Source organism: Koromonas soli (assembly GCF_059726265.1).
Window position 1 is genome coordinate 4,052,154 of the sequence record NZ_AP040872.1, and the last position, 19,290, is coordinate 4,071,443.

The following is a 19,290-nucleotide window of genomic DNA, read 5'->3' on the forward strand; positions in this document are numbered from 1 at the left end:
CCGGACATTTTTAGATGTGGGGGCAAGATGACCGCCATTACCGAAACGCTTCATAGCGAAACGAAAACATCGATTCACCCTCCGAAACGGCTTCTCTATGGACCCGGCCCGAGCCAGGTCTATCCGCGCATTTATCAGGCGATGGCGCAGCCTATTGTCGGCCATCTGGACCCGTATTTCTTCGAGGTTGATGAAGCGCTGCGCAAGGGACTCCGCGCTGTCTTCGGAACCAGCAACGAGCTGACGATTCCGGTCTCCGCCACGGGGTCGGGCGGTATGGAGACGGTGGTCTCCAACTTTGTCGAGCCGGGGACGAAGATTGCAATCCTGGTGAATGGATTTTTCGGTGAGCGCATCACTGAGATGGCGAAGCGTCACGGTGGAAACATCGTGCGCCTGGAAAAGCCATGGGGAGAGGTATTCGGCGACGAGGAAGCCGCTGAGTTCATCCGGCGCGAGCGTCCGCAGGTTGTGGCATTCGTGCAGGCCGAGACCTCGACCGGCGTGTATCAGCAGAGCAAAGCGATTTGCGATGCGGCACATGAGGTGGATGCCATCGTAATCGCCGACTGCGTCACCTCCCTCGGCGCTATGCCGGTAGATATCGACGCGAATGGAATTGACGTGGCTTATAGCTGCTCCCAGAAGGGGCTGAGCGCGCCTCCGGGATTGAGTCCGGTGACGATTTCACCGCGAGCCCATGAGCGCCTGCGCCAGCGCAAGCAGCCAAACCGCAGTTGGTATTTCGACCTGGCGCTCATCCAGGAATACCTCGACGGACGGCGTTATCACCACACGGCTTCGGCAACGCTGTTCTACGCGATGCGAGAGGCGCTGGCGATCATCGAGGAAGAAGGGCTCACGACACGGCAGCAGCGGCATAAGCGCGCGCACGAGCGTTTTGTCGAGGGATTGGAAGGCATGGGAATCATGATGCACGTCGCCCCAGGCCATCGTATCTGGAACCTGAATACACCGCGAGTCCCTGATGGAGTCAACGAAGCTCGCGTTCGCGGCTACCTGCTCGAAAAGCACGGAATCGAAATCGCCGGAGGTTTTGGACCTTTAGCAGGGAAGATCTTCCGCATCGGCTTGATGGGCCCGCTGGCTACGGATGAGGGCGTGGACCGCATTCTTGCCAAACTGGACGAGGCGATCAAAGAGACTGCGTAGGGCAAGGTTTCAAAATCTCGCAGGTTTTAAAGGTTGAAAAACGTTAAAGGGTGCCTGAAAGGGCACCCTTTGTTGTTTGCAGCTCTTTGTAGTTGATCGGCGAAACCTTGAAACTTGCGAAACCCTTGAAACCTGCTTCGGCCTACTCCTCACGCATACGGCCGTCGATGGGTCTTCGACCGGAGTAGCCTTCTTCGGTTCCGTGCCAGTGTGTGATAGTGGGTTCGCCCATTCTCCAACACAGCAGGACGATTTCTCCGTCGACGCGGCATGGGAAATCCAGCAACCCGATTTCGAGATCCTTCACCTGCACGCCGATCGCGTTAATTTCCGACAACGTGTCTTTTGCGGTCTGGATGGCTTTCTCGCGCTGTGCCTTTCGGGCGGTGCAGGCGCGCACATCAACGAGAGTTCCGCCATTGAGGAAGATGCGTTCACTCAGTTCGCTGAACTCCTGGTCGATCTCCTCAATCAGGGACTTGGCATCGATCGATTTGCGCAGCAGGCTCTCTAAGACCGGGAGCATGGACTGTGCTTCACTTAGCGTAAAAGTTCGCATATCTGGGTTCCGCGCACCTGCGATTTTATCGCGATTGTCAACCTGCTCGGGGCGACACGGCCGCGCTCACGGGCGCGGCCAGTGCACTCAGATCTCCTTCAGCGCCATTTCCGACGCCCACTCTACTCAGCCCTTGATCTGCAACATGCGATCCAGGGCTACCTTGGCCCAATGCTTGGTCGAGGGACGAACCTTGATCTGGTTCACTACGTTGCCCTCAACAAGGTTTTCCAGCGCCCACGCCAGATGTTGTGGTGAGATGCGATACATGGTCGTGCAAAGGCATCCCGAGTCGTTCAAGGTCAAAATCATCTTGTCCGGATGCTGTTGCGCCAAACGGTTCACGAGGTGGATCTCGGTTCCGATGGCAAATTTCGAGCCTGCCGGAGCCTCAGCTACAAGGCGGCGCAATTTGTCGGTAGAACCAGTGTCATCGGCCTTCTGGCATACTTCCCAGCGGCACTCCGGATGGACGATCACGCGAATGTCAGGGTAGGTTGCGCGCATGCGGTCCACGTGCTCTGGCAAAAAGCGCTGATGGACAGAACAGTGGCCCTTCCACAGTATGACTCGCGCCTTTTGCAACTGGTCCGCCGTCAGGCCGCCTTGCAACTGATACGGATCCCACACGACCATCTCGTTCAGCGGGATACCCATGGCGTAGGCGGTGTTCCGTCCCAGATGCTGGTCGGGCAGGAAGAACAATTTTTGGTTGCGCTTGAAGCCCCACTTCATGGCTGCCGAAGCGTTGCTGCTGGTGCACACCGTTCCGCCGCGCTCGCCGACAAATGCCTTGATGGCCGCAGCCGAGTTCATATAGGTCAGCGGAGTGATGCCTTCGCCTGCGTCTGTGGTTAGGCTGAGGCGCACGAACTGTTCCCATGCGTCTTCTACCTGTGAAATTTCGGCCATGTCGGCCATAGAGCAGCCGGCGTTGAGATCGGGCAAGACCACTTGTTGGTCGGGGCGCGCCAGGACATCCGCAGATTCGGCCATGAAGTGCACGCCGCAAAACACAATGTAGCGGCCCTTGGCCTGCGACGCCAATTCGGACAAGCGCCAACTGTCTCCCTGAAAATCGGAGAACGCGATCACTTCGTCGCGCTGGTAGTGATGACCCAGAACGACACATTGCTCGCCGAGAATCTCGCGGGCAGCTTGAATGCGGGCGTCACACGAGCGGTCGGGCAGGACGAGGTAGTTGTCCAGAGAGCACGTGGAATTCGTTGTAACTGCAGTAGCCAATTTTTTCTGCCTTCAGTTTTCGCCGCCACAATTGCATGACGCAAAAACGGGGATGTTGAAAGCGCTATCTCCGGCTCCAGCGGATGCACATACCAGAAGGTCCCACCCGCGGGGATGTTGAAGCCGTAGCCTTACTAGGTGTTAATGATGCCTTAAATGGGAGAAACGAATCAACTAATTTGGAGTACAGAAGAAAAAGCTGCGCCTCAACCTCCGATGTGCACCATTGTCCTGCCCGGCTGCACAAAGCCCGGCTCGCCTATATGGTGCCTCTCTTCTTTATGAGACACAGCGTATTCAATTACTTCCGCAAGTTCGCGGTCGCTCCCGCCGCGTCGGATGGTGGCATGCAGGTCGTGTTCGCGCAGAGAGAAGAGGCAAGTGCGTATCTTTCCATCGCTCGTCAGCCGGATGCGTGAACATGCACCACAGAAGGGAAGCGTCACTGGGGCGATCACACCAAATTCGCCGAGGCCATCATCGAACCGATATCGCCGCGAGGTCGAGCTAGGCTCATGCTCGATCTCATGAAACGACGCGACGCGTGTCATGTGTTCCAGTATCTCGTTGAGTGAGATGACAACGTCTGGCCGCCACAGGCGCCCTTCCTCCAGCGGCATGAACTCGATAAACCGAACGATGACGTGCTCTTCGCGGGCAAAGTGGCCAAAGGCTTCGATCTCCGTGTCATTGAATCCGCGAAGCAATACGCAGTTGATCTTCACGGGGCCAAGTCCGGCGTCGCGTGCGGCGCGCATCCCCTTCAGCACGGCGTCATAGCCGCGAGGTACACGGGTAATGTTTGCGAAGCGTTCAGGGTCGACTGCGTCCATGCTGACTGTGACGCGGTTGAGGCCTGCCTCTCTAAGCGCTCCGGCCATCGGCGCCAGTAGATGGCCGTTGGTGGTGATGGCTAACTCGGGAGGTGCGCCGGCTTCGGTTCGCAGCCCTGAAAGCTCTCGCACTAGTTGGACGATGTCGCGTCGCAGGAGTGGCTCGCCTCCGGTCAGGCGAATCTTGGTGATCCCCAGCGAGACAAAGACCTGCGACATCCGGAGATAATCTTCGAGCTTCAATTCGGCGTACTGCGCCCCTTCGTTGCCGGTCCGGCAATAGACACAACGGTAGTTACACCGGTCGGTGATCGAGAGGCGAAGATCCTGAATTGTGCGGCCGAATTTATCCTGTAAGGGCATCCGAGACTCCGGCAAGCAAACGCCGGGACCCTTTCTTAGATGCGCGATGAGTTTCGACGGCTCTTTCAGTTCAGTGCGAGGAAAATGTGGAGCAAGAAGAAAGGCCCGGAAGCCGGGCCTGAGGAACACTCACCTGGAGGAAGACATGACAACAACTAAGATGCTGCTGCCTCCCGAGCTCGTTGCCTTACATTCCGTCATAGTTTGGCCCGCCGCCACCCTCGGGCGGTACCCAGGTGATGATCTGGTACGGGTCCATAATGTCGCACGTCTTGCAATGTACGCAGTTTGAAGGATTCAGGTGAATCCGCTTCTTCTGCGGATCGGTCGGGCACTCCTCCATCTCGTACACATTAGCGGGGCAGAAGAACTGGCACGGGTTGCCGTACTCCTTCGTACAGCGGTTTGTGCAGATGTCGGTATCGTGGATGATCAGGTGCGCGGGCTGATCCTCTTCGTGCCGCGTGCCAGAGTGATACAGGTCCGTCAGCTTGTCGAAGGTGAGCTTGCCATCGCCTTTGGCCCATCCTGTGAGTTGCTGGCGCTCGGCGGCATGGCCCATTACGTCCCAGAGCGGAAGCATGCGCTCGTGCCCGGCGTGTGCAGGGTAGCGGTCGCGAATGCCAAAGCCCCCGGTGGCCAAGAGCAATCCGGTGTTCAGCATTCCGGTGAGGAAGCCATGCTCGAATCCCTGGTGGAAGTTGCGAACGGGGTAGAGCTCCTTCTGGATCCAGCTCGCGTCCACCTTCTGCTTGTAGCGGCTGAGCTGCTTTGCGCTATTGTCGCCCGCAAGCCAGGCCTCGAACGCGGTTTCCGCAGCAAGCATTCCGCTCTTGATCGCCAGGTGAATGCCCTTGAGTCGCTGCGAATTCAGGAAGCCAGCAGAGTCGCCTACAATCATCCATCCATTGCCGCCCAGCGGAGGCATCGACCACCATCCGCCATAAGGCATGGTCTTAGCCCCGTAGCGCACGAGTTTTCCCCCCTCGAGCAGCTTGGCAACGAACGGATGCTGCTTGAAGGACTGCAACACGTGCTGCGGATCGGTGTGAGGGTCGGGGTAGTCAAGTCCGGTGACGAACCCCATCGAGACTGTGTTGTCCTTGCCTCCGTAGATCCACGCTCCGCCGTATTCCTTTGTGGTCAGCGGGTAGCCCATGGTGTAAATCACTTCGCCTGGCTTGACGCGGCCCTCGGGCAGTTCCCAAAGCTCCTTGACACCCACGCCGTAGGTCATGGGATTGCGATCGGCGCAGAGATCAAGTTTTTGTGTGAGCTGCTTTGTGAGCGAGCCTCGGGTGCCCTCGGCAAGGATTGTGATTTTTGCTTTCAGGTCATAGCCGGGCTCGAAGTTCGCCTTGGGCTGGTTCATCTTGTCCACGCCTTTGTCATCGGTGCGGACACCCAGAACCTGATCGCCTTCAAGCAGCAACTCGCTTCCTGCAAAGCCTGTGAACACAGTGATGCCGGTCTCTTCCACCTTGGACCCGAGCCACTTGGCGAAGCGATTGAGGCTTATGACGTAATTGCCGTGATCCTGCATCGGCGGAGGCGTGATTGGCGCCTTGAAGGCCGACTTGCGGGTCAGGTAATAAACGCTGTCACTCGTGACTTCAGCCTCGATCGGAGCTTCCTGGCGCCATTCGGGAAGCAATTCGTCCATCGACTTGGGATCGAGCAGCGCACCTGAAAGACAGTGCTGCCCGATCTCGCGCCCCTTCTCGAGGACATAGATGTTTTCCTTCGAGAGCTGCGCGTCTGGATGTTTGGCGTTGTGCTCGTCAATCAACTGCGATAAGCGCAGCGCGCACGCCATTCCCGCCGGCCCGCCGCCGACAATAACAACGTCGGCTTCCATCTCCGGATGGTCGATGCCTTCTATGGGTGTTCGGAAGATCATGGAACCCTTTCGAACTAAACTTTTATCTTCTTCACTTCTTCCGTCAGTGCCGGAACGATTTCGAACAGATTGCCCACGACGGCCACGTCTGCAATTTCAAAGATGGGTGCTTCGGCGTCTTTGTTGATGGCGATGATGTTGCGGGAGCCCTTCATGCCCACGATGTGCTGGATGGCACCGCTGATTCCGAGCGCGAGGTAAAGCTTCGGGCTTACGGTTTGTCCGCTGGAGCCGACCTGCCGCTCCATTGGCAGCCATCCGGCGTCGCAGATCGGTCGTGATGCGGCGATCTCGCCGCCAAGCGCGTCGGCCAAAGCTTTGGCAATTTCGATGTTCTTCTGCTCTTTTATTCCGCGCCCAACCGAAACTATGATTTCGGCCTGCGACAAATCGACTGCCTGCTTGGCTTCCTGGAACGGAGCTTCGGGCTTGGTGCGAATCTCGCCCGTGGTGGCGTTGACGGTTTCAACCGGAGATGTGCCGGTCTCGACCTGGTCTCCACGGAAGGCTCCAGCCTGAAAGCTCACGAACCAAGGTCCTTCGCCCGCGAGCGATACGTCAGCCGCAAACTTTCCTTGGAACATCTGCCGTGTGACGATCAGCTTGCCGCCTTCAAACTTGCAAGCCACCGCATCGCTCACCAGCACGCTGCCGAGCGTGGCTGCGAGCTTCGGAGCAAAGTCGCGCACCTGGTACGTGTGTGGCAGCAGAACAAGCTTCGGCTGCTTTGTTTCGATGAACTTCTTAAGCGCCGTCACAAAGCCATCGGGCGTATAGCGCTCCAATGATGCGTCTTCGATGGCATACACCTTTGCCACCGCAGCCCTCGCCACTTCGTCGGCTGCCGATGTGATGTTGCTGCCTACGACGGCAGCTTCCAGCGACCATCCGGTCTGCTTGGCCAGCGCCTGTGCGCCCGTGAGTGTCTCAAAGGAGACGCGGTTCAGCTTTCCTTCACGCTGTTCCGCAACTACCAAAATCGTATCCGCCATCTCTCGTATCCTCGATCGACCTGTAATCGTTCGTCGCTAGCGCAGTGTGCGAATCTTGCGCTGTCCCACCCAGAGCATCGCCGCGCCTATTACTGCAAACACAGCGGCACCGGCCCCAATGACGTATCCGCCTCGTGGCACTTCCGCCAGGTGGAAGAAATAGAGCAGCAGCGCAACCATCAGCAGCAGGCCTCCGAGGAAGCGCAGTGTATTTACGGCCTCCCGCACCTGCTCCAGATCACGCTCCTTTGCGATTCGTGCAGTCATCACTAGAGCACCCGCACTTCGTCGCGCAGCTTGGCTGCCAGTTTCTTAGCCACTTCCTGCGCCGAGCCTTGGATGACCTCGGTCTGTTTCGTTTTCTTTGGAATATAGAGCCGCTCGATCGTCAGTTGATTCGGCTTCAGCGCTGCGGAAACCTCGTCATACGTCACTTTGCGCAGAGGCTTGTTCTTCGCCTGCTTGATACCGATCAGCGTGGCGTAGCGAAGCTTGTTTATACCGGATTGGATCGTCAACACGGCAGGCAACGGCATGTCCACATATTGGAAGTATCCGTTCTCCAACTCGCGCTTTACCCGAATGCCGCCGTCCTTGGCCTCAATCTGCATGATGATCGTTGCGTGAGGCCAGCCGAGCAACTCGGCCAGCAGCACGCCAGTTTGCGCGTAGCCGTAGTCATCCGATTGCAGGCCGGTGAAAACCATGTCGAACTGCTCGCCCTTGATCGCCTCAGCAAATGCGCGGGCGACGTTGAAGGCATCAAGCGTGACAAATCGATCATCTTCGAGATGAATCGCGCGGTCGGCTCCCTTGGCGAGCGCTTCGCGCAATACTTGCTGTGCGCGTGCGGGACCGGCCGTGATCACGACGACCTCGCCGCCGTTCTTCTCCTTCTGCCGCAGTGCTTCTTCCAGCGCGTAGGCATCGGGCTCGTTCACCTCATAGCCCACGTCTTCGCGGATCCATGTGGCGCTCTCATTCAGTTTGAGAGGCGCGTCCTTTTGCGGAACCTGCTTCATGCAAACCAGGATTTTCACCTGCACCTCGATAAATTCATGGATTCAACAGAGGACACCTGTGTGTCCGGAATACTCGGATAAGTCCCCGTGTGAGATGAGGCACCCCTGCTTCATCTCTGTTGCAGCCAGCAACTAGGATGCGGCTGCGGGACCGAAGAGTATATCTCCAACGGCATAAAAATGAATACCCATTCACTTTTCGCGAGTTCCGGAATGAATGGTTGCTTGAGGAGGTGCTGGAAAGTGGAAAAGGACACCGATCGGTGTCCTTTTCGTCGAAAACTCAAAACTTACAGGAACGCGACAGTTTGTATTCCTGCAATCTCGAACCGTTTGCGGCAGCGCACATTCTTGCAAGCAAGAAGATCGTCTCTCCGCACCATGTAGCTTTGTGCCTTGGCGTATTTCGCACGGTCCCGCTCGTCGGCGCGTGGCGGCAGCGACTTCTTTTTGGTGCGCACAATCCAGCCCACCTCGTATTCCATCTCTTGTCGGCAATGCGGACAGGTGAGTAGATGTTTCTTCGTTTCCTGCCTCTCGTCGTAAAACTCCCGTTCGTCCATGGCGATTATTATAGGGCGACTGCACTTCCGCAGCGGCTATGTCGCCAAATTTTGGCGATGCCCATTCTGGTACTCTCCGCACGTATTTGAATAGGCTTTTCTCGCCGAACTCTTCCAAATTCAGCATCTCTCAAACCGGAATCTACAATAATTCATATATCTTCCCGATCGCATAGCAATCTTGCCCTCCTATGTGACTGAAAAGCAAAACCTCCCCGAAAGTGCCACTCTGGAACCCAAGTTGCAAGTACTAAGTAACTTAGTTCGATTTGTTTCACCTTTTCCAAACTCTTGTCTGCTCGGTTTATGGAGTAGGCGTTGCTGTGCTGTTGCATTCACGTCACCTACGGAGACTTATAAACAGTGACAAACAACAAGTTTTTCAAATTCCTTATCGCCAGCGGGCTGATTCTGGTGTTGTTCGCCAGCTTCGGCTTCGCCCAGACGTCCAAGGGCTCGATCGGCGGAACTGTTACCGACAGTTCGGATGCCGTAATTTCTGGTGCGACTGTGACCGCCAAGAACCTCGACACCGGCGATGTTCGCACAGCCATCACGGGCTCTAACGGCCAGTACCGCATTGATGCGGTCGAACTTGGCACCTACTCTATCGTGGTTTCGCAAAAAGGCTTCGCGAACCTTAGCGTCGACAAAGTGACGGTCGCAGGTTCAGTCACCACGAGCGTTAACGCACAGCTCAAGATCGGCACAAGCAAAGACACGATTGTGGTCGAAGCAACGGGTGCCGCTGTGCAGACCGAAAACGGCGAAATCTCGCACACTGTGGACGAGAAGGAAATTGACTCCCTCTCGATCGCAAATTTGAATCCGTACTCTTTAGCAACCACGCTGCCCGGTGTCACGGTTGTCACCAGCCGCGCATTCACCAATGGCACGTCCTACTCTGTCGATGGATCGCGTCCTCGTGACAACAACTTCCTGGTTGAAGGTCAGGACAACAATGACGCCGGTCTGCATGGCCAGGGTATTCAACCTGGCAACCTCGACGCAGTGAAAGAAGTTTCGGTTCAGACCAACTCCTTCTCTGCTGAGTTCGGCCACGGCGCCTCCGTCGCGAATGTGATCTTCAAGTCCGGCACGAATCAGTTCCATGGCGCAGTTTGGGACCGTCTGTTGAATTCCTCTCTCGATGCCACCGACCACTACGATGTGGCGTACGGAAATGAGAAGAGCAAGTATCGTGAAAACCTCTACGGCTTCGACGTGGGTGGTCCGATCGTAAAAGACAAGCTGTTCTTCTTTACGTCCTATCAGTGGGATAAATACCGCTCCTCAACCACGGGCGGTCAGTTGCTTCTTCCGACCGAGGCTGGTCACGCGGTGTTGGCCAACTATGCCTCAAATCCTCGCATTAAGACGATGCTCGATGTGTATGGTGCACTACGCGGCGATCCGTCGCTGCCGGGCACGCAGAGCTACGACCTAGGTTCGGGACGCGGCTTGGTAGAGGTTGCCCCCTACTATCGCACCGGAATTCCGAACAAGTACGACTCGCCGGAATTCGACGCAAAGGGTGACTGGTCCGTCACGAAGAATGACACCATCAACCTGCGCTTTGTCCGTACGTACTACATCACTCCTTTCGACTTCGGCAACAACGGCTCGCAACTGCCCGGTTTCGACACCCAGCAGAGCGGACCGGCTTACAACGGCGGTATCACCTGGACTCGCATTTTCAGCCCCAGACTCATCAACGAAGCTCGCGTGTCCTACGGCCGCATCGGTTTCTTCTTTGAGAACCGTCCGGACGACAATCCGCTTATCAACACGCCCGCAATTGGAATCACCGGTTTGACTGGCTGGGGATCGAACGCCTCATTCCCGCAGAGCCGTTTCCACAACACGTATCAGTTCCAAGATACGGTCAGTTGGACCAAGGGCAATCACTTCTTCAAGTTTGGCGTGGACTATGCCGACATTCGAGTTGTGGACCAGGTTCCTTACAACACCTACGGCTCCATCGGATACGCGGCTGCTTCGGGCGTTGCCTCTGCTCTCGCCAATTACATGGACGACTTCGGCGGAAAAAGCACGACTGTTGCCAAGACGTTCGGAAGCCCAAAGATTCACGCCAGCATGCCTTCGCAGAACTACTTTGCCGAGGATACCTGGAAGGTACTGCCCAACTTCACTCTGACCTATGGCGTCCGCTATGAGTACAATGGAACGCCCGCAAACAATCTCGACTTCCCTGCAATCGATCCGAAGGACTTCTCTGCCGCAAACTACAAGAATGTTGTGAAGCAGCAGGGAGACACCAGCAACATCGGTCCTCGCGTGAGCTTTGCTTACACGCCGCGCTTCATGAAGGGCCTGTTCGGCGATGGCAAAACGGCTTTCCGTGGCGGATTCGGCGTGTTCTACGGTGGCCTGTTCACGAACATTCTCGACAACTCGCAGTCCGGCGCACCCAACTCGGCCGCTGGCTCGATTACGAGTGCCGTCAACACGACCAACCCCCGTGGGACCGGGAACTGGTCCTCGCAGATCAGCACGTTGACTCCTGTGCTTACGCCGCTTACTTCGGTTACCTCGCAGGTTCCGCACCTGCTCAGCCCGGAAACTCTGCAGTGGAACTTCAACGTCGAGCGTGAACTGCCCAGCAGCTTCATTCTCGCCCTGGGTTACACCGGCAGCCGTGGTGAGCACCTCTACGGACAGAACCAGTACAACCCCATCACTGCGAGTGGAAGCCGTCTTCTGAGCACTCGTGGTCCCATCCTCCTTCGCGACAACAGCGGAGACTCGAACTACCACGCCTTCACAGCCAAGCTGGACCGCAAGTACAAGAACGGCATGCAGGTCCGCTTTGCGTACACGTTCTCGAAGATGATCGACGACGTTTCCGAAGTGTTCACTTATGGAAACTGGTCTGCGTACCCTGTTCTGCAGTACCCGACCCCGCGCGGCGAGCTTGACCGCAGCGTGTCGATGTTTGACCACAAGCACCGTTTCGTAATGTCGTACACCTACGACATTCCGAAGCTGCCTGCTATCGACACTTTCACGAAGGTTGCGGGATTCGCAGTGAATGGCTGGCGAGTTTCGGGCACCACTTCCGTTCAGTCGGGAACGCCGTATAACGTCGAAACCGGCTATGACACCAATGGAGACGGCATCAGCAATGATCGTCCTGACCTTGGAAACCCGAGCGCGCCACTGAATACCTACGCATGGACGGGCGACTGGTTCGGCACTTCGGCGAGCACTCTTTGCGCTGGTCCGCAGGCCTGGTCCAAGAACACTTGCAATCCGGTGAGCGCCAGCTCGGTTCACTGGATCGTTCCGAGCAGTGGTGTGGGCAACTTTGGACGCAACGGTCTCTACGGTCCGAAGAGCGTGAACTTTGATATGGCGCTGAATCGCACCATCAAGCTCCATGAAAGCCATGCAATCGACTTCCGCGCCGAGTTCGTGAACCTGTTCAATCACGCACGTCCGGATGGCGACTACTACTTCCCGAGCTTCACACTGACGACCGGCATTCCGTACAACTCGACGCCGACGTTTGCTGATTTCACCACTTCGCAGCATGGATCCCGTTCGATCCACTTCCTGCTGAAGTACAGCTTCTAAACTGTTGTAATTTGCACGATTTAAGGGAGCCTCTCGAGGCTCCCTTCTTTTTGTGTGCCCAAAACGGTCCAACCGAGAAGCGGCCGCGGTACTCTTCCTACACTAAAGTCGTATCCAAGTTGAAATTGCGCCTCAGAGGCCGTATCGTATTGGCTTGTCCGGGAGACGCGACTTTCCCCCAACCGGACAGGGTTAACCCGCCAAGGCTGGCGTGGCGGCGTTTCTGGTTTTCTGGCTGTTCTACTTGAAGGAGAAGTGACCGATGGAAAGCAAACCGGCACAGAACATACAAGACTCGTTCCTCAACACTGCAAGAAAAGACAAGTCCGTCATCACGATTTATCTTCTCAGTGGCGTCAAGCTTTCCGGACGCATTCGCTCGTTCGATAAGTATTCGGTCGTGCTGGAAACTAACAACCAGGAGCAGCTCATCTTCAAACACGCCATTTCCACGGTGGTCATGGCGCGCGCAGCGCATGTAGAGCGCTCATCTCCTGCACATCCGCCGCAATCGGTCGCGGCCTCTCCTGCTGCACCTGCTGCGCCTATTTCGTCCACGTCTCAGGGGTGAGCCATCACTGAGCGTCGCTTGCCCGATTCTCTGGAGGCCGCAGCGGCTTCAGGTACGCGCCCCCGTGTTCCCGGAGAACCTGAACGTGCATTTCTAGTCGGAGTCGATTTCCGAAGCCATCCGAGCCCGCGCCCTCACGGCGAAGATGAGCCTGGGGAGGAGTCTGCGCGCCGCACTGCGCGCATCCCGCCGCAGGCTTTGCAGGCCAGGTCCGCCTCGAGGACTTCGCTTCGCCTGGAAGCCTCCGAGCACGCGGTAGCCTTCAATGCTTTCGAGTCGCTGGCCGAGCTTCGCGAACTTTCAGAGAGCGCCGGAGCCGTTGTTGTCGGCGAGATTTTGCAGCGCCGCGACCGTCCTGACGCGGCGACACTCATTGGTCGCGGAAAAGTCGAGGAAGTCGCGGCTGCCGCCAAGATGTCCGATGCCGGCGTGCTCATCTTTGATCACGAGCTATCGGCTTCGCAGTTGCGCAATCTCGAGCGCGAGTTCCCTTGCCGTGTGGTCGATCGCACGCAGCTTATTCTCGACATCTTTGCCCGACACGCCCGAACTCGCGAAGGCCAGTTGCAGGTCGAGCTTGCGCAGCTGGAGTACATGCTGCCGCGCCTCACTGGACGCGGCGCGGAAATGTCTCAACTCGGAGGCGGCATCGGCACACGCGGCCCCGGTGAAACTCAGCTGGAGACCGATCGCCGTAAGATTCACCGGCGCATACGGCACGTCAAAGAGCAGATCGAGGAAGTGCGCCGCATTCGATCGCAGCAGCGGCAACGTCGTGAAAGCGTTCCGGTGCCTGTCGTTGCATTGGTCGGCTATACCAATGCGGGCAAGTCCACTCTGTTCAACGCGCTCACCCGCGCGGGAGTGCTGGAAAGCTCGCGAATGTTCGCCACGCTCGATCCCACTTTGCGGACGGTCACTCTGCCTTCGAAGCGAGATGTGCTGCTCTCAGACACCGTTGGATTCATTCGCAACCTGCCCACCACGCTTGTATCGGCATTCCGCGCCACGCTGGAAGAGGTGCAGCGCGCCGCCCTTCTGCTTCAGGTGACCGATGCTACGAGTCCCACGGCAGCCGAGCAGATGGCGCAGGTCGAGACGGTCCTCCGCGAACTGGATGCCTTCGATAAGCCGCAGATACATGTGCTGAATAAGATCGATCTCTTTGGCGAGGAGACGCGTCTCAAGCTCCGCGACACGGACACCGAGATCCACATCTCGGCATCCCGTGGACTCTATCTGGACCGGCTTCTTGCTGCGATCGATGTGCTTCTCGACCTCGACCCCGTCGAGCGTGCGTATCTGCGCGTGCCGCAGGCGGAAGGGAAGGTCTTGGCTCAGCTCGAGGCCCGATCGATCATCCACTCCCGGCGTTATACCGAGAACGACGCGGTTGAGTTCGAGGTCGATGCTCCGCGTTCGCTGCTACGAAAATTAGAGCGATTTCTGGTGGTGGAGGGCTTCGCTCCGTCTGAGCCTTCCGGTCCAGAAGGACAGGAATAACCAGAGGGAGCAATCGGGAAAAGGTCTCAGAAACGATTGTTGCTGGATGTGGGACGATTTTCCTTGCATTTACGCTCATAAGAAAATTAAATGAGCCTATGGGTGAGGAGCGGGATCATCATTTCCTCATCCATAGGCTCATTCGATCCTGGAGTGGATCGAGGCGATGAGGGTATGGTAGCGCCGTCGCGTCTGGAGTCAAGTAAGATCGAGAGCCTCTCCTGCATTCGTTTGCCGAAGTGGGCTAACTAGGTAGAATTCAAGGGCAAAGATTGACAGTACCACTTAGGGAATGGTAGTTTCTGATGTTCCCTGTGGTTCCCTATACTTCTCGGCTGTCGCACTCACGATATTGAAATGGAACAAACCCTTAATCAATTAGGTCATTTACTGCTCGGCGCCATTCCCACCGTGGTGCTTCTTCTGGCTCTCTACGGGCTATACCACGTGCTGGTGCATAAGCCGCTGGAGACTGTATTGGCCGAGCGACGCAAGCGCACTCAGGGCGCTGTTGAGCAGGCGCGCGCAGACATTGTCGCCGCTGCCGCTCGCGCTACGGAGTACGAGAATCGTCTGCGCGAAGCGCGTCTCGCTATCTTCAAGTCTCTTGATGCTCGTCGCAAGCAGGCGCTTGATGCACGTACCGCAGCCGTAAACCAGGCTCGCGAGCGAGCTCAGCAGCAGATTGCCCAGGCTAAGGCCCAGATGGAGCAGGAAACCGCAGCCGCCCGCGCCACGCTCCCCGTTGAGAGCGAACGGCTTGCCAGCCAGATCATTCAGACGATTCTTCAGACAGCCGGGACCAGTCCGGCGTCGGTGGGCGGAAGATAATGTCTAAGCGAATTCACGTTTATATTCTCGCCCTCGGAATAGTGCTTGGTACTGGTGCCCTTGTTGCCCAGTCCGCCTCGCCTTCGCAGCCCCCTGCAGCTGCCACGGAGCAATCCTCTGAAGCTCAGAAGCAGTATGCCGAAGGCAAAGTTACTGCCGAGCCTCAGGATAACCGCGCTCCCCACGAAGAAGAGGAAGAAAACATTCAGTTCAAGTACTCCTCTGTCGTACGTGGAGTTGCTGCGAAGACTGGCCTTTCGAAAGAGGCTGTGTACTGGATTTTCCTCATCATCAACTTCCTGATTCTTGCTGGCGCTCTTGTCTGGATTATTCGCAAGGCGTTGCCGAACGGTTTTGCCCCGCGCAATGCCGAGATTCAGAAGGGAATTGAAGAGGCTCGCAAAGCCAGCGTCGGTGCCAGCGCGCGACTTGCCGAAATCGAAAGCCGCCTGGCGAAGCTGGATAGTGAGATCGCGAGCGTTCGCACTGCGGCCGAAGCTGATTTCAGCGTCGAGGAGCAGCGCATCAAGGCCGCTGCCGAGCAGGATGCCAAGAACGTTATTGCCGCGGCTGAGCAGGAGATCGCAGCAGCGGCGCGCAGCGCGCAGCGCGAGCTAAAGGCCTTTGTGGCTGACCTGGCAGTCGATCTTGCTGAAAAGAAGATCAAGGTTGATGAAGCCACCGATCGCGCCTTGGTGCGTGAGTTTGCGTCACAGCTCGGAAAGGATGGAAGAGAATAATGGCAGCCGTTTCCGGCCGTTACGCCCGCGCCTTTGCCGATGTTGTTACCGGTTCGAAGCTGGACACAGTGAAAGCTGTCGAGCAACTGCACGCGCTCGCCGCTGCTTTCCAGGAAAGCAAGGATTTGCGCGAAGTCTGGGAGTCACCCGCAATTCCGGTGGAGCAAAAGCGCCAGGTGCTTGATGCCATCGCTGCAAGGCTGGGTATCACTGAGCGCTCGCTGCGTAATTTCATTGCGGTGCTTATTGATCAGGACCGCATTGCGCTGCTGCCCGAGATAGCGACGCTGGTGGACACCGAACTGAACAATCGTATCGGACGCGTCGAGGCAGAGATTGTCAGCGCGCGTGAACTTGGCCCCGAGCAGCGTTCCACGCTGGTGGCCGAGATTGCGCGTCTGACTGGCAAGACGGTTCAGGCGCGATATGTCACCGATGAGGCATTGATTGGTGGCGTAAAGGTTCGCGTGGGTAGCACAATTTACGACGGTTCCGTGCGCGGACAGTTGCAGCGCCTCCGCCAGCAGTTAATCGAACAATAAGGTTTCGCATGGGCCGTGTAACGGCGCCATGGACAGAAAGCTTTGGAAGGCCGATGGCTGGCGTTCCGACATTTTGAGTTTTGATCATCCAAGTGCACCATCGGCGAAACAGCCGGTGCATGGTAGCTGAGAGCTAAAATGGCCCAGATTAAAGCAGACGAGATTACACAGCTCATTCGTGAGCAAATTGAAAACTACGAAAACAAGATCACCGTCGATGAAGTCGGCACCGTGATCTCCGTTGGTGACGGCATCGCCCGTATCCATGGCCTTGACAAGGTCATGGCCGGCGAGCTGCTTTCTTTCCCGCACGGCATTGCAGGTCTGGCCATGAACCTCGAAGAGGATCAGGTCGGTTCCGTGCTTCTCGGTGAAGCCACCGAAATTCGCGAAGGCGATCAGGTGAAGCGTACTGGCAAGATCATGAGCGTGCCCGTGGGCGATGCTCTGATCGGCCGCGTGGTCAACGCTCTCGGTCAGCCAATTGACGACAAGGGTCCCATCGTCACCGACCAGTACAACCCGGTCGAGCGACTGGCTCCGGGCGTCATTGATCGTCAGCCTGTGCGCGAGCCGATGGCTACCGGTATCAAGGCCATCGACGCGATGATTCCGATTGGCCGCGGACAGCGCGAGTTGATCATCGGCGACCGCCAAACCGGCAAGACTGCGATCGTTCTCGACACCATTATCAATAACAAGGGCGGCGACCTCATCTGCGTGTACGTTGCCATCGGCCAGAAGCGTTCGACCGTGGCCCAGGTTGTGAAGACCCTTGAAGAAGCCGGCGCCATGGCCTACTCGGTCGTGGTTGTCGCTTCGGCATCCGATCCGGCCCCGATGCAGTACATCGCGCCGTACTCCGGCACGGCCATTGCGGAATACTTCCGCGACACCAAGCGCCACGCGCTGGTGATCTATGACGATCTTTCAAAGCACGCCGCGGCCTACCGCGAAATTTCGCTGCTGCTCCGTCGTCCACCGGGGCGCGAAGCGTATCCGGGCGACGTGTTTTATCTCCACTCTCGCCTGTTGGAGCGCTCGAGCAAACTGAACGACAAGCTGGGTGGTGGATCGATCACTTCACTGCCGATCATTGAGACGCAAGCAGGTGACGTTTCGGCCTACATCCCGACGAACGTCATCTCGATCACCGACGGACAGATTTTCCTTGAAGCTGATCTGTTCAACTCCGGCGTACGTCCGGCTGTGAACGTCGGCATCTCGGTCTCCCGCGTAGGATTCTCGGCGGCCATCAAGGCGATGAAGCAGGTTGGTTCCAGCTTGAAGTTGGAACTCGCGCAGTATCGCGAACTCGCAGCATTTGCCCAGTTCGGTTCCGACCTCGACAAGGCGACCCAAGCGCAGCTAAATCGCGGCGCTCGTCTAGTCGAGTTGCTCAAGCAGGGACAGTTCGAGCCGCTGCCGTTCACGCACCAGGTTCTCTCGATCTATGCCGGCACCAACGGCTACCTTGATGATATTGCTGTTGAGGACGTGCGTCCGTTCGAAAAGGCGCTCTACACCTACGTCGAGACTGCCAATCCCGCTCTGTTCAAGAATCTTGCGGAGAAAAAGGCGCTCAACGACGAGATCAAGAGCGACATGAACAAGACCATCAAGGAAGCAAAGGAACGCTTCCTTGCCGAGCGTGAGTCGCAGCGCAAGCCAGCCGTAGCTACGGCTGCTCAGTAGGGGCAACTGCCAGAGTGAACGAATATGCCTAACGTTCTGGACATCCGGCGCCGTATCCGCAGTGTGAAGAGCACGCGGCAGATTACCAAGGCCATGAAGATGGTCTCTGCCGCCAAGCTTCGCCGTGCGCAGGACCGCGCCCTGGCCGCCCGCCCTTATGCGCAGATGCTGACCAACGTGCTCAAGTCTCTGACTGAGCGCGCCGATGTCATCGATCCTGATACCGGTAAGGCGAAGCATCCGCTGCTTGAGACTCGCCCGGAGCGCAACATCGTGCTTGTGGTGGTCACGGGCGACCGCGGGCTCGCTGGAGGCTTCAACTCCAACCTGCTCAAGGCTGCTCAGCGCTTTGTCGATTCGAAGATCGCAAGCGAAGTCAACATCGACATCGAGTGCGTCGGACGCAAGGGGCGCGATTACTTCCGCCGCCGTTATCCCGCGCAGGGTGCAGGTGAGGACCGCGCGGCGCAGGTGCGAGTCACCGGCGAGCATATTGGCATCCTCAAGGTGCCCCAGTTCGCGCAAGTGTCGCCCATTGCCGAAGACATCATCGAGCGCTACACCAACGGCGAGGTCGATGCCGTTTACGTTCTGTTCAACGAGTTCAAGTCGGTCATCGCGCAGCGCCTCGTGGTAGAGCAGGTTCTGCCCGTCAGCTCACTTGGCGAGCGCGATATCGAGCAGGCAGTCGAACTCACGGCCGAGCAGCGCGAGCGCACCGCGGAAGCTGCCACTTCAGCTGGCATAAGTCTTGAGGCGGAGGATACTTCGGAAGTCGATCGCCGCGCGGCTGGATTTGCTACTGCGCAGGTTGACTATATCTACGAGCAGCCCGCCGCTATATTGTTCCGCTCGCTGTTGCCCAAGTACATTGTCGTGCAGATTTATCGCGCCATGCTTGAGTCGGTTGCCGCCGAGCACGCGGCCCGTATGACTGCAATGGATTCTGCCACAAACAATGCAGGTGAACTGATCGACTCGCTTACGCTCACGATGAACCGCGCCCGTCAGGCCGCGATTACGAAGGAAATCATCGAGATCGTCAGCGGTGCCGCAGCGCTGTAATTCGGCTTTCGCGCAAGCGAAGGCATAACGATATTGGCTCCATCGGTTTCAGCTTCGAGGGAAACCTCGAAACATTGAAATCTTGAAACTTTGAAA

General features: G+C 57.3%; 17 protein-coding genes. 9 read left to right on the plus strand and 8 right to left on the minus strand.

The genetic code is table 11. The features are described from left to right. Positions 1 to 27: 27 nt before the first annotated feature. Complete coding sequence (locus AC6IY8_RS17655) at positions 28 to 1,173, plus strand: pyridoxal-phosphate-dependent aminotransferase family protein (RefSeq protein WP_497776020.1); 1,146 nt, start codon at positions 28 to 30, stop codon at positions 1,171 to 1,173. A gap of 142 nt (positions 1,174 to 1,315) precedes the next feature. Here the strand turns inward: AC6IY8_RS17655 and AC6IY8_RS17660 are convergent, their stop codons facing one another. The 8 genes from AC6IY8_RS17660 to AC6IY8_RS17695 all read right to left on the minus strand — a co-directional run bounded on the left by AC6IY8_RS17660 (position 1,316) and on the right by AC6IY8_RS17695 (position 8,650). After that, complete coding sequence (locus tag AC6IY8_RS17660) at positions 1,316 to 1,732, minus strand: DUF2203 domain-containing protein (protein WP_497776022.1); 417 nt, start codon at positions 1,730 to 1,732, stop codon at positions 1,316 to 1,318. A 126-nt stretch (positions 1,733 to 1,858) separates the two neighbouring features. Continuing rightward, positions 1,859 to 2,977 carry a quinolinate synthase NadA gene (nadA, locus tag AC6IY8_RS17665; protein WP_497776023.1) on the minus strand — a complete coding sequence of 373 codons (1,119 nt, stop codon included), beginning with the start codon at positions 2,975 to 2,977 and terminating at the stop codon, positions 1,859 to 1,861. 206 nt (positions 2,978 to 3,183) lie between these two features. Next, positions 3,184 to 4,173, minus strand: a complete 990-nt coding sequence (gene moaA, locus AC6IY8_RS17670; RefSeq protein ID WP_497776025.1) for a GTP 3',8-cyclase MoaA — start codon at positions 4,171 to 4,173, stop codon at positions 3,184 to 3,186. A 187-nt stretch (positions 4,174 to 4,360) separates the two neighbouring features. Then, complete coding sequence (locus tag AC6IY8_RS17675) at positions 4,361 to 6,073, minus strand: electron transfer flavoprotein-ubiquinone oxidoreductase (protein ID WP_497776027.1); 1,713 nt, start codon at positions 6,071 to 6,073, stop codon at positions 4,361 to 4,363. A gap of 14 nt (positions 6,074 to 6,087) precedes the next feature. Beyond that, positions 6,088 to 7,065 (minus strand): electron transfer flavoprotein subunit alpha/FixB family protein, encoded by a 978-nt coding sequence (locus AC6IY8_RS17680; protein WP_497776028.1) that lies wholly within the window; start codon positions 7,063 to 7,065, stop codon positions 6,088 to 6,090. A 36-nt stretch (positions 7,066 to 7,101) separates the two neighbouring features. Next, the gene (locus AC6IY8_RS17685; protein ID WP_497776031.1) at positions 7,102 to 7,332 is read right to left on the minus strand and encodes a hypothetical protein; all 231 of its coding nucleotides are present in this window, start codon (positions 7,330 to 7,332) and stop codon (positions 7,102 to 7,104) included. 2 nt (positions 7,333 to 7,334) lie between these two features. Continuing rightward, positions 7,335 to 8,105 carry an electron transfer flavoprotein subunit beta/FixA family protein gene (locus AC6IY8_RS17690; protein ID WP_497776033.1) on the minus strand — a complete coding sequence of 257 codons (771 nt, stop codon included), beginning with the start codon at positions 8,103 to 8,105 and terminating at the stop codon, positions 7,335 to 7,337. Between the two features lie 272 nt (positions 8,106 to 8,377). Further along, on the minus strand, positions 8,378 to 8,650 hold the full coding sequence (locus AC6IY8_RS17695) for a hypothetical protein (RefSeq protein ID WP_497776034.1): 273 nt from the start codon (positions 8,648 to 8,650) through the stop codon (positions 8,378 to 8,380). Positions 8,651 to 9,013: 363 nt separating this feature from the next. Here AC6IY8_RS17695 and AC6IY8_RS17700 point away from each other — a divergent pair, with 363 nt between their 5' ends. The 8 genes from AC6IY8_RS17700 (at position 9,014) to atpG (ending at position 19,194) form a co-directional block, all read left to right on the plus strand. Next, on the plus strand, positions 9,014 to 12,247 hold the full coding sequence (locus AC6IY8_RS17700) for a TonB-dependent receptor (RefSeq protein ID WP_497776036.1): 3,234 nt from the start codon (positions 9,014 to 9,016) through the stop codon (positions 12,245 to 12,247). A gap of 262 nt (positions 12,248 to 12,509) precedes the next feature. Beyond that, entirely contained in the window at positions 12,510 to 12,818 is a 309-nt protein-coding gene (gene hfq, locus AC6IY8_RS17705) for an RNA chaperone Hfq (RefSeq protein WP_497776038.1), read from the plus strand. Positions 12,819 to 12,836: 18 nt separating this feature from the next. Next, positions 12,837 to 14,321 (plus strand): GTPase HflX, encoded by a 1,485-nt coding sequence (hflX, locus tag AC6IY8_RS17710; protein ID WP_497776040.1) that lies wholly within the window; start codon positions 12,837 to 12,839, stop codon positions 14,319 to 14,321. Between the two features lie 357 nt (positions 14,322 to 14,678). Then, positions 14,679 to 15,152, plus strand: coding sequence for a F0F1 ATP synthase subunit B family protein (locus tag AC6IY8_RS17715; protein ID WP_497776041.1), 474 nt, complete (start codon positions 14,679 to 14,681; stop codon positions 15,150 to 15,152). Next, the gene (locus AC6IY8_RS17720) at positions 15,152 to 15,892 is read left to right on the plus strand and encodes a F0F1 ATP synthase subunit B (RefSeq protein WP_497776042.1); all 741 of its coding nucleotides are present in this window, start codon (positions 15,152 to 15,154) and stop codon (positions 15,890 to 15,892) included. Before AC6IY8_RS17715 ends, AC6IY8_RS17720 begins: the two co-directional genes overlap by 1 nt. After that, on the plus strand, positions 15,892 to 16,434 hold the full coding sequence (gene atpH, locus AC6IY8_RS17725) for an ATP synthase F1 subunit delta (RefSeq protein ID WP_497776044.1): 543 nt from the start codon (positions 15,892 to 15,894) through the stop codon (positions 16,432 to 16,434). The genes AC6IY8_RS17720 and atpH overlap by 1 nt, the downstream gene beginning before the upstream one ends. Before the next feature lie 138 nt (positions 16,435 to 16,572). After that, positions 16,573 to 18,129, plus strand: coding sequence for a F0F1 ATP synthase subunit alpha (gene atpA / locus AC6IY8_RS17730; protein WP_497776046.1), 1,557 nt, complete (start codon positions 16,573 to 16,575; stop codon positions 18,127 to 18,129). 24 nt (positions 18,130 to 18,153) lie between these two features. Beyond that, on the plus strand, positions 18,154 to 19,194 hold the full coding sequence (atpG, locus tag AC6IY8_RS17735; RefSeq protein WP_497776047.1) for an ATP synthase F1 subunit gamma: 1,041 nt from the start codon (positions 18,154 to 18,156) through the stop codon (positions 19,192 to 19,194). The last annotated feature ends 96 nt before the right edge of the window (positions 19,195 to 19,290 follow it).

What these genes read in the sequence shown, in the direction of transcription:
- AC6IY8_RS17685 (WP_497776031.1), bottom strand. Translation starts at nt 7,332, where the DNA reads ATGACTGCACGAATCGCAAAGGAGCGTGATCTGGAGCAGGTGCGGGAG.
- atpH (WP_497776044.1), top strand. Translation starts at nt 15,892, where the DNA reads ATGGCAGCCGTTTCCGGCCGTTACGCCCGCGCCTTTGCCGATGTTGTT.
- AC6IY8_RS17680 (WP_497776028.1), bottom strand. Translation starts at nt 7,065, where the DNA reads ATGGCGGATACGATTTTGGTAGTTGCGGAACAGCGTGAAGGAAAGCTG.
- AC6IY8_RS17660 (WP_497776022.1), bottom strand. Translation starts at nt 1,732, where the DNA reads ATGCGAACTTTTACGCTAAGTGAAGCACAGTCCATGCTCCCGGTCTTA.
- AC6IY8_RS17655 (WP_497776020.1), top strand. Translation starts at nt 28, where the DNA reads ATGACCGCCATTACCGAAACGCTTCATAGCGAAACGAAAACATCGATT.
- AC6IY8_RS17715 (WP_497776041.1), top strand. Translation starts at nt 14,679, where the DNA reads ATGGAACAAACCCTTAATCAATTAGGTCATTTACTGCTCGGCGCCATT.
- AC6IY8_RS17720 (WP_497776042.1), top strand. Translation starts at nt 15,152, where the DNA reads ATGTCTAAGCGAATTCACGTTTATATTCTCGCCCTCGGAATAGTGCTT.
- AC6IY8_RS17675 (WP_497776027.1), bottom strand. Translation starts at nt 6,073, where the DNA reads ATGATCTTCCGAACACCCATAGAAGGCATCGACCATCCGGAGATGGAA.
- atpG (WP_497776047.1), top strand. Translation starts at nt 18,154, where the DNA reads ATGCCTAACGTTCTGGACATCCGGCGCCGTATCCGCAGTGTGAAGAGC.
- moaA (WP_497776025.1), bottom strand. Translation starts at nt 4,173, where the DNA reads ATGCCCTTACAGGATAAATTCGGCCGCACAATTCAGGATCTTCGCCTC.
- hfq (WP_497776038.1), top strand. Translation starts at nt 12,510, where the DNA reads ATGGAAAGCAAACCGGCACAGAACATACAAGACTCGTTCCTCAACACT.
- atpA (WP_497776046.1), top strand. Translation starts at nt 16,573, where the DNA reads ATGGCCCAGATTAAAGCAGACGAGATTACACAGCTCATTCGTGAGCAA.
- AC6IY8_RS17695 (WP_497776034.1), bottom strand. Translation starts at nt 8,650, where the DNA reads ATGGACGAACGGGAGTTTTACGACGAGAGGCAGGAAACGAAGAAACAT.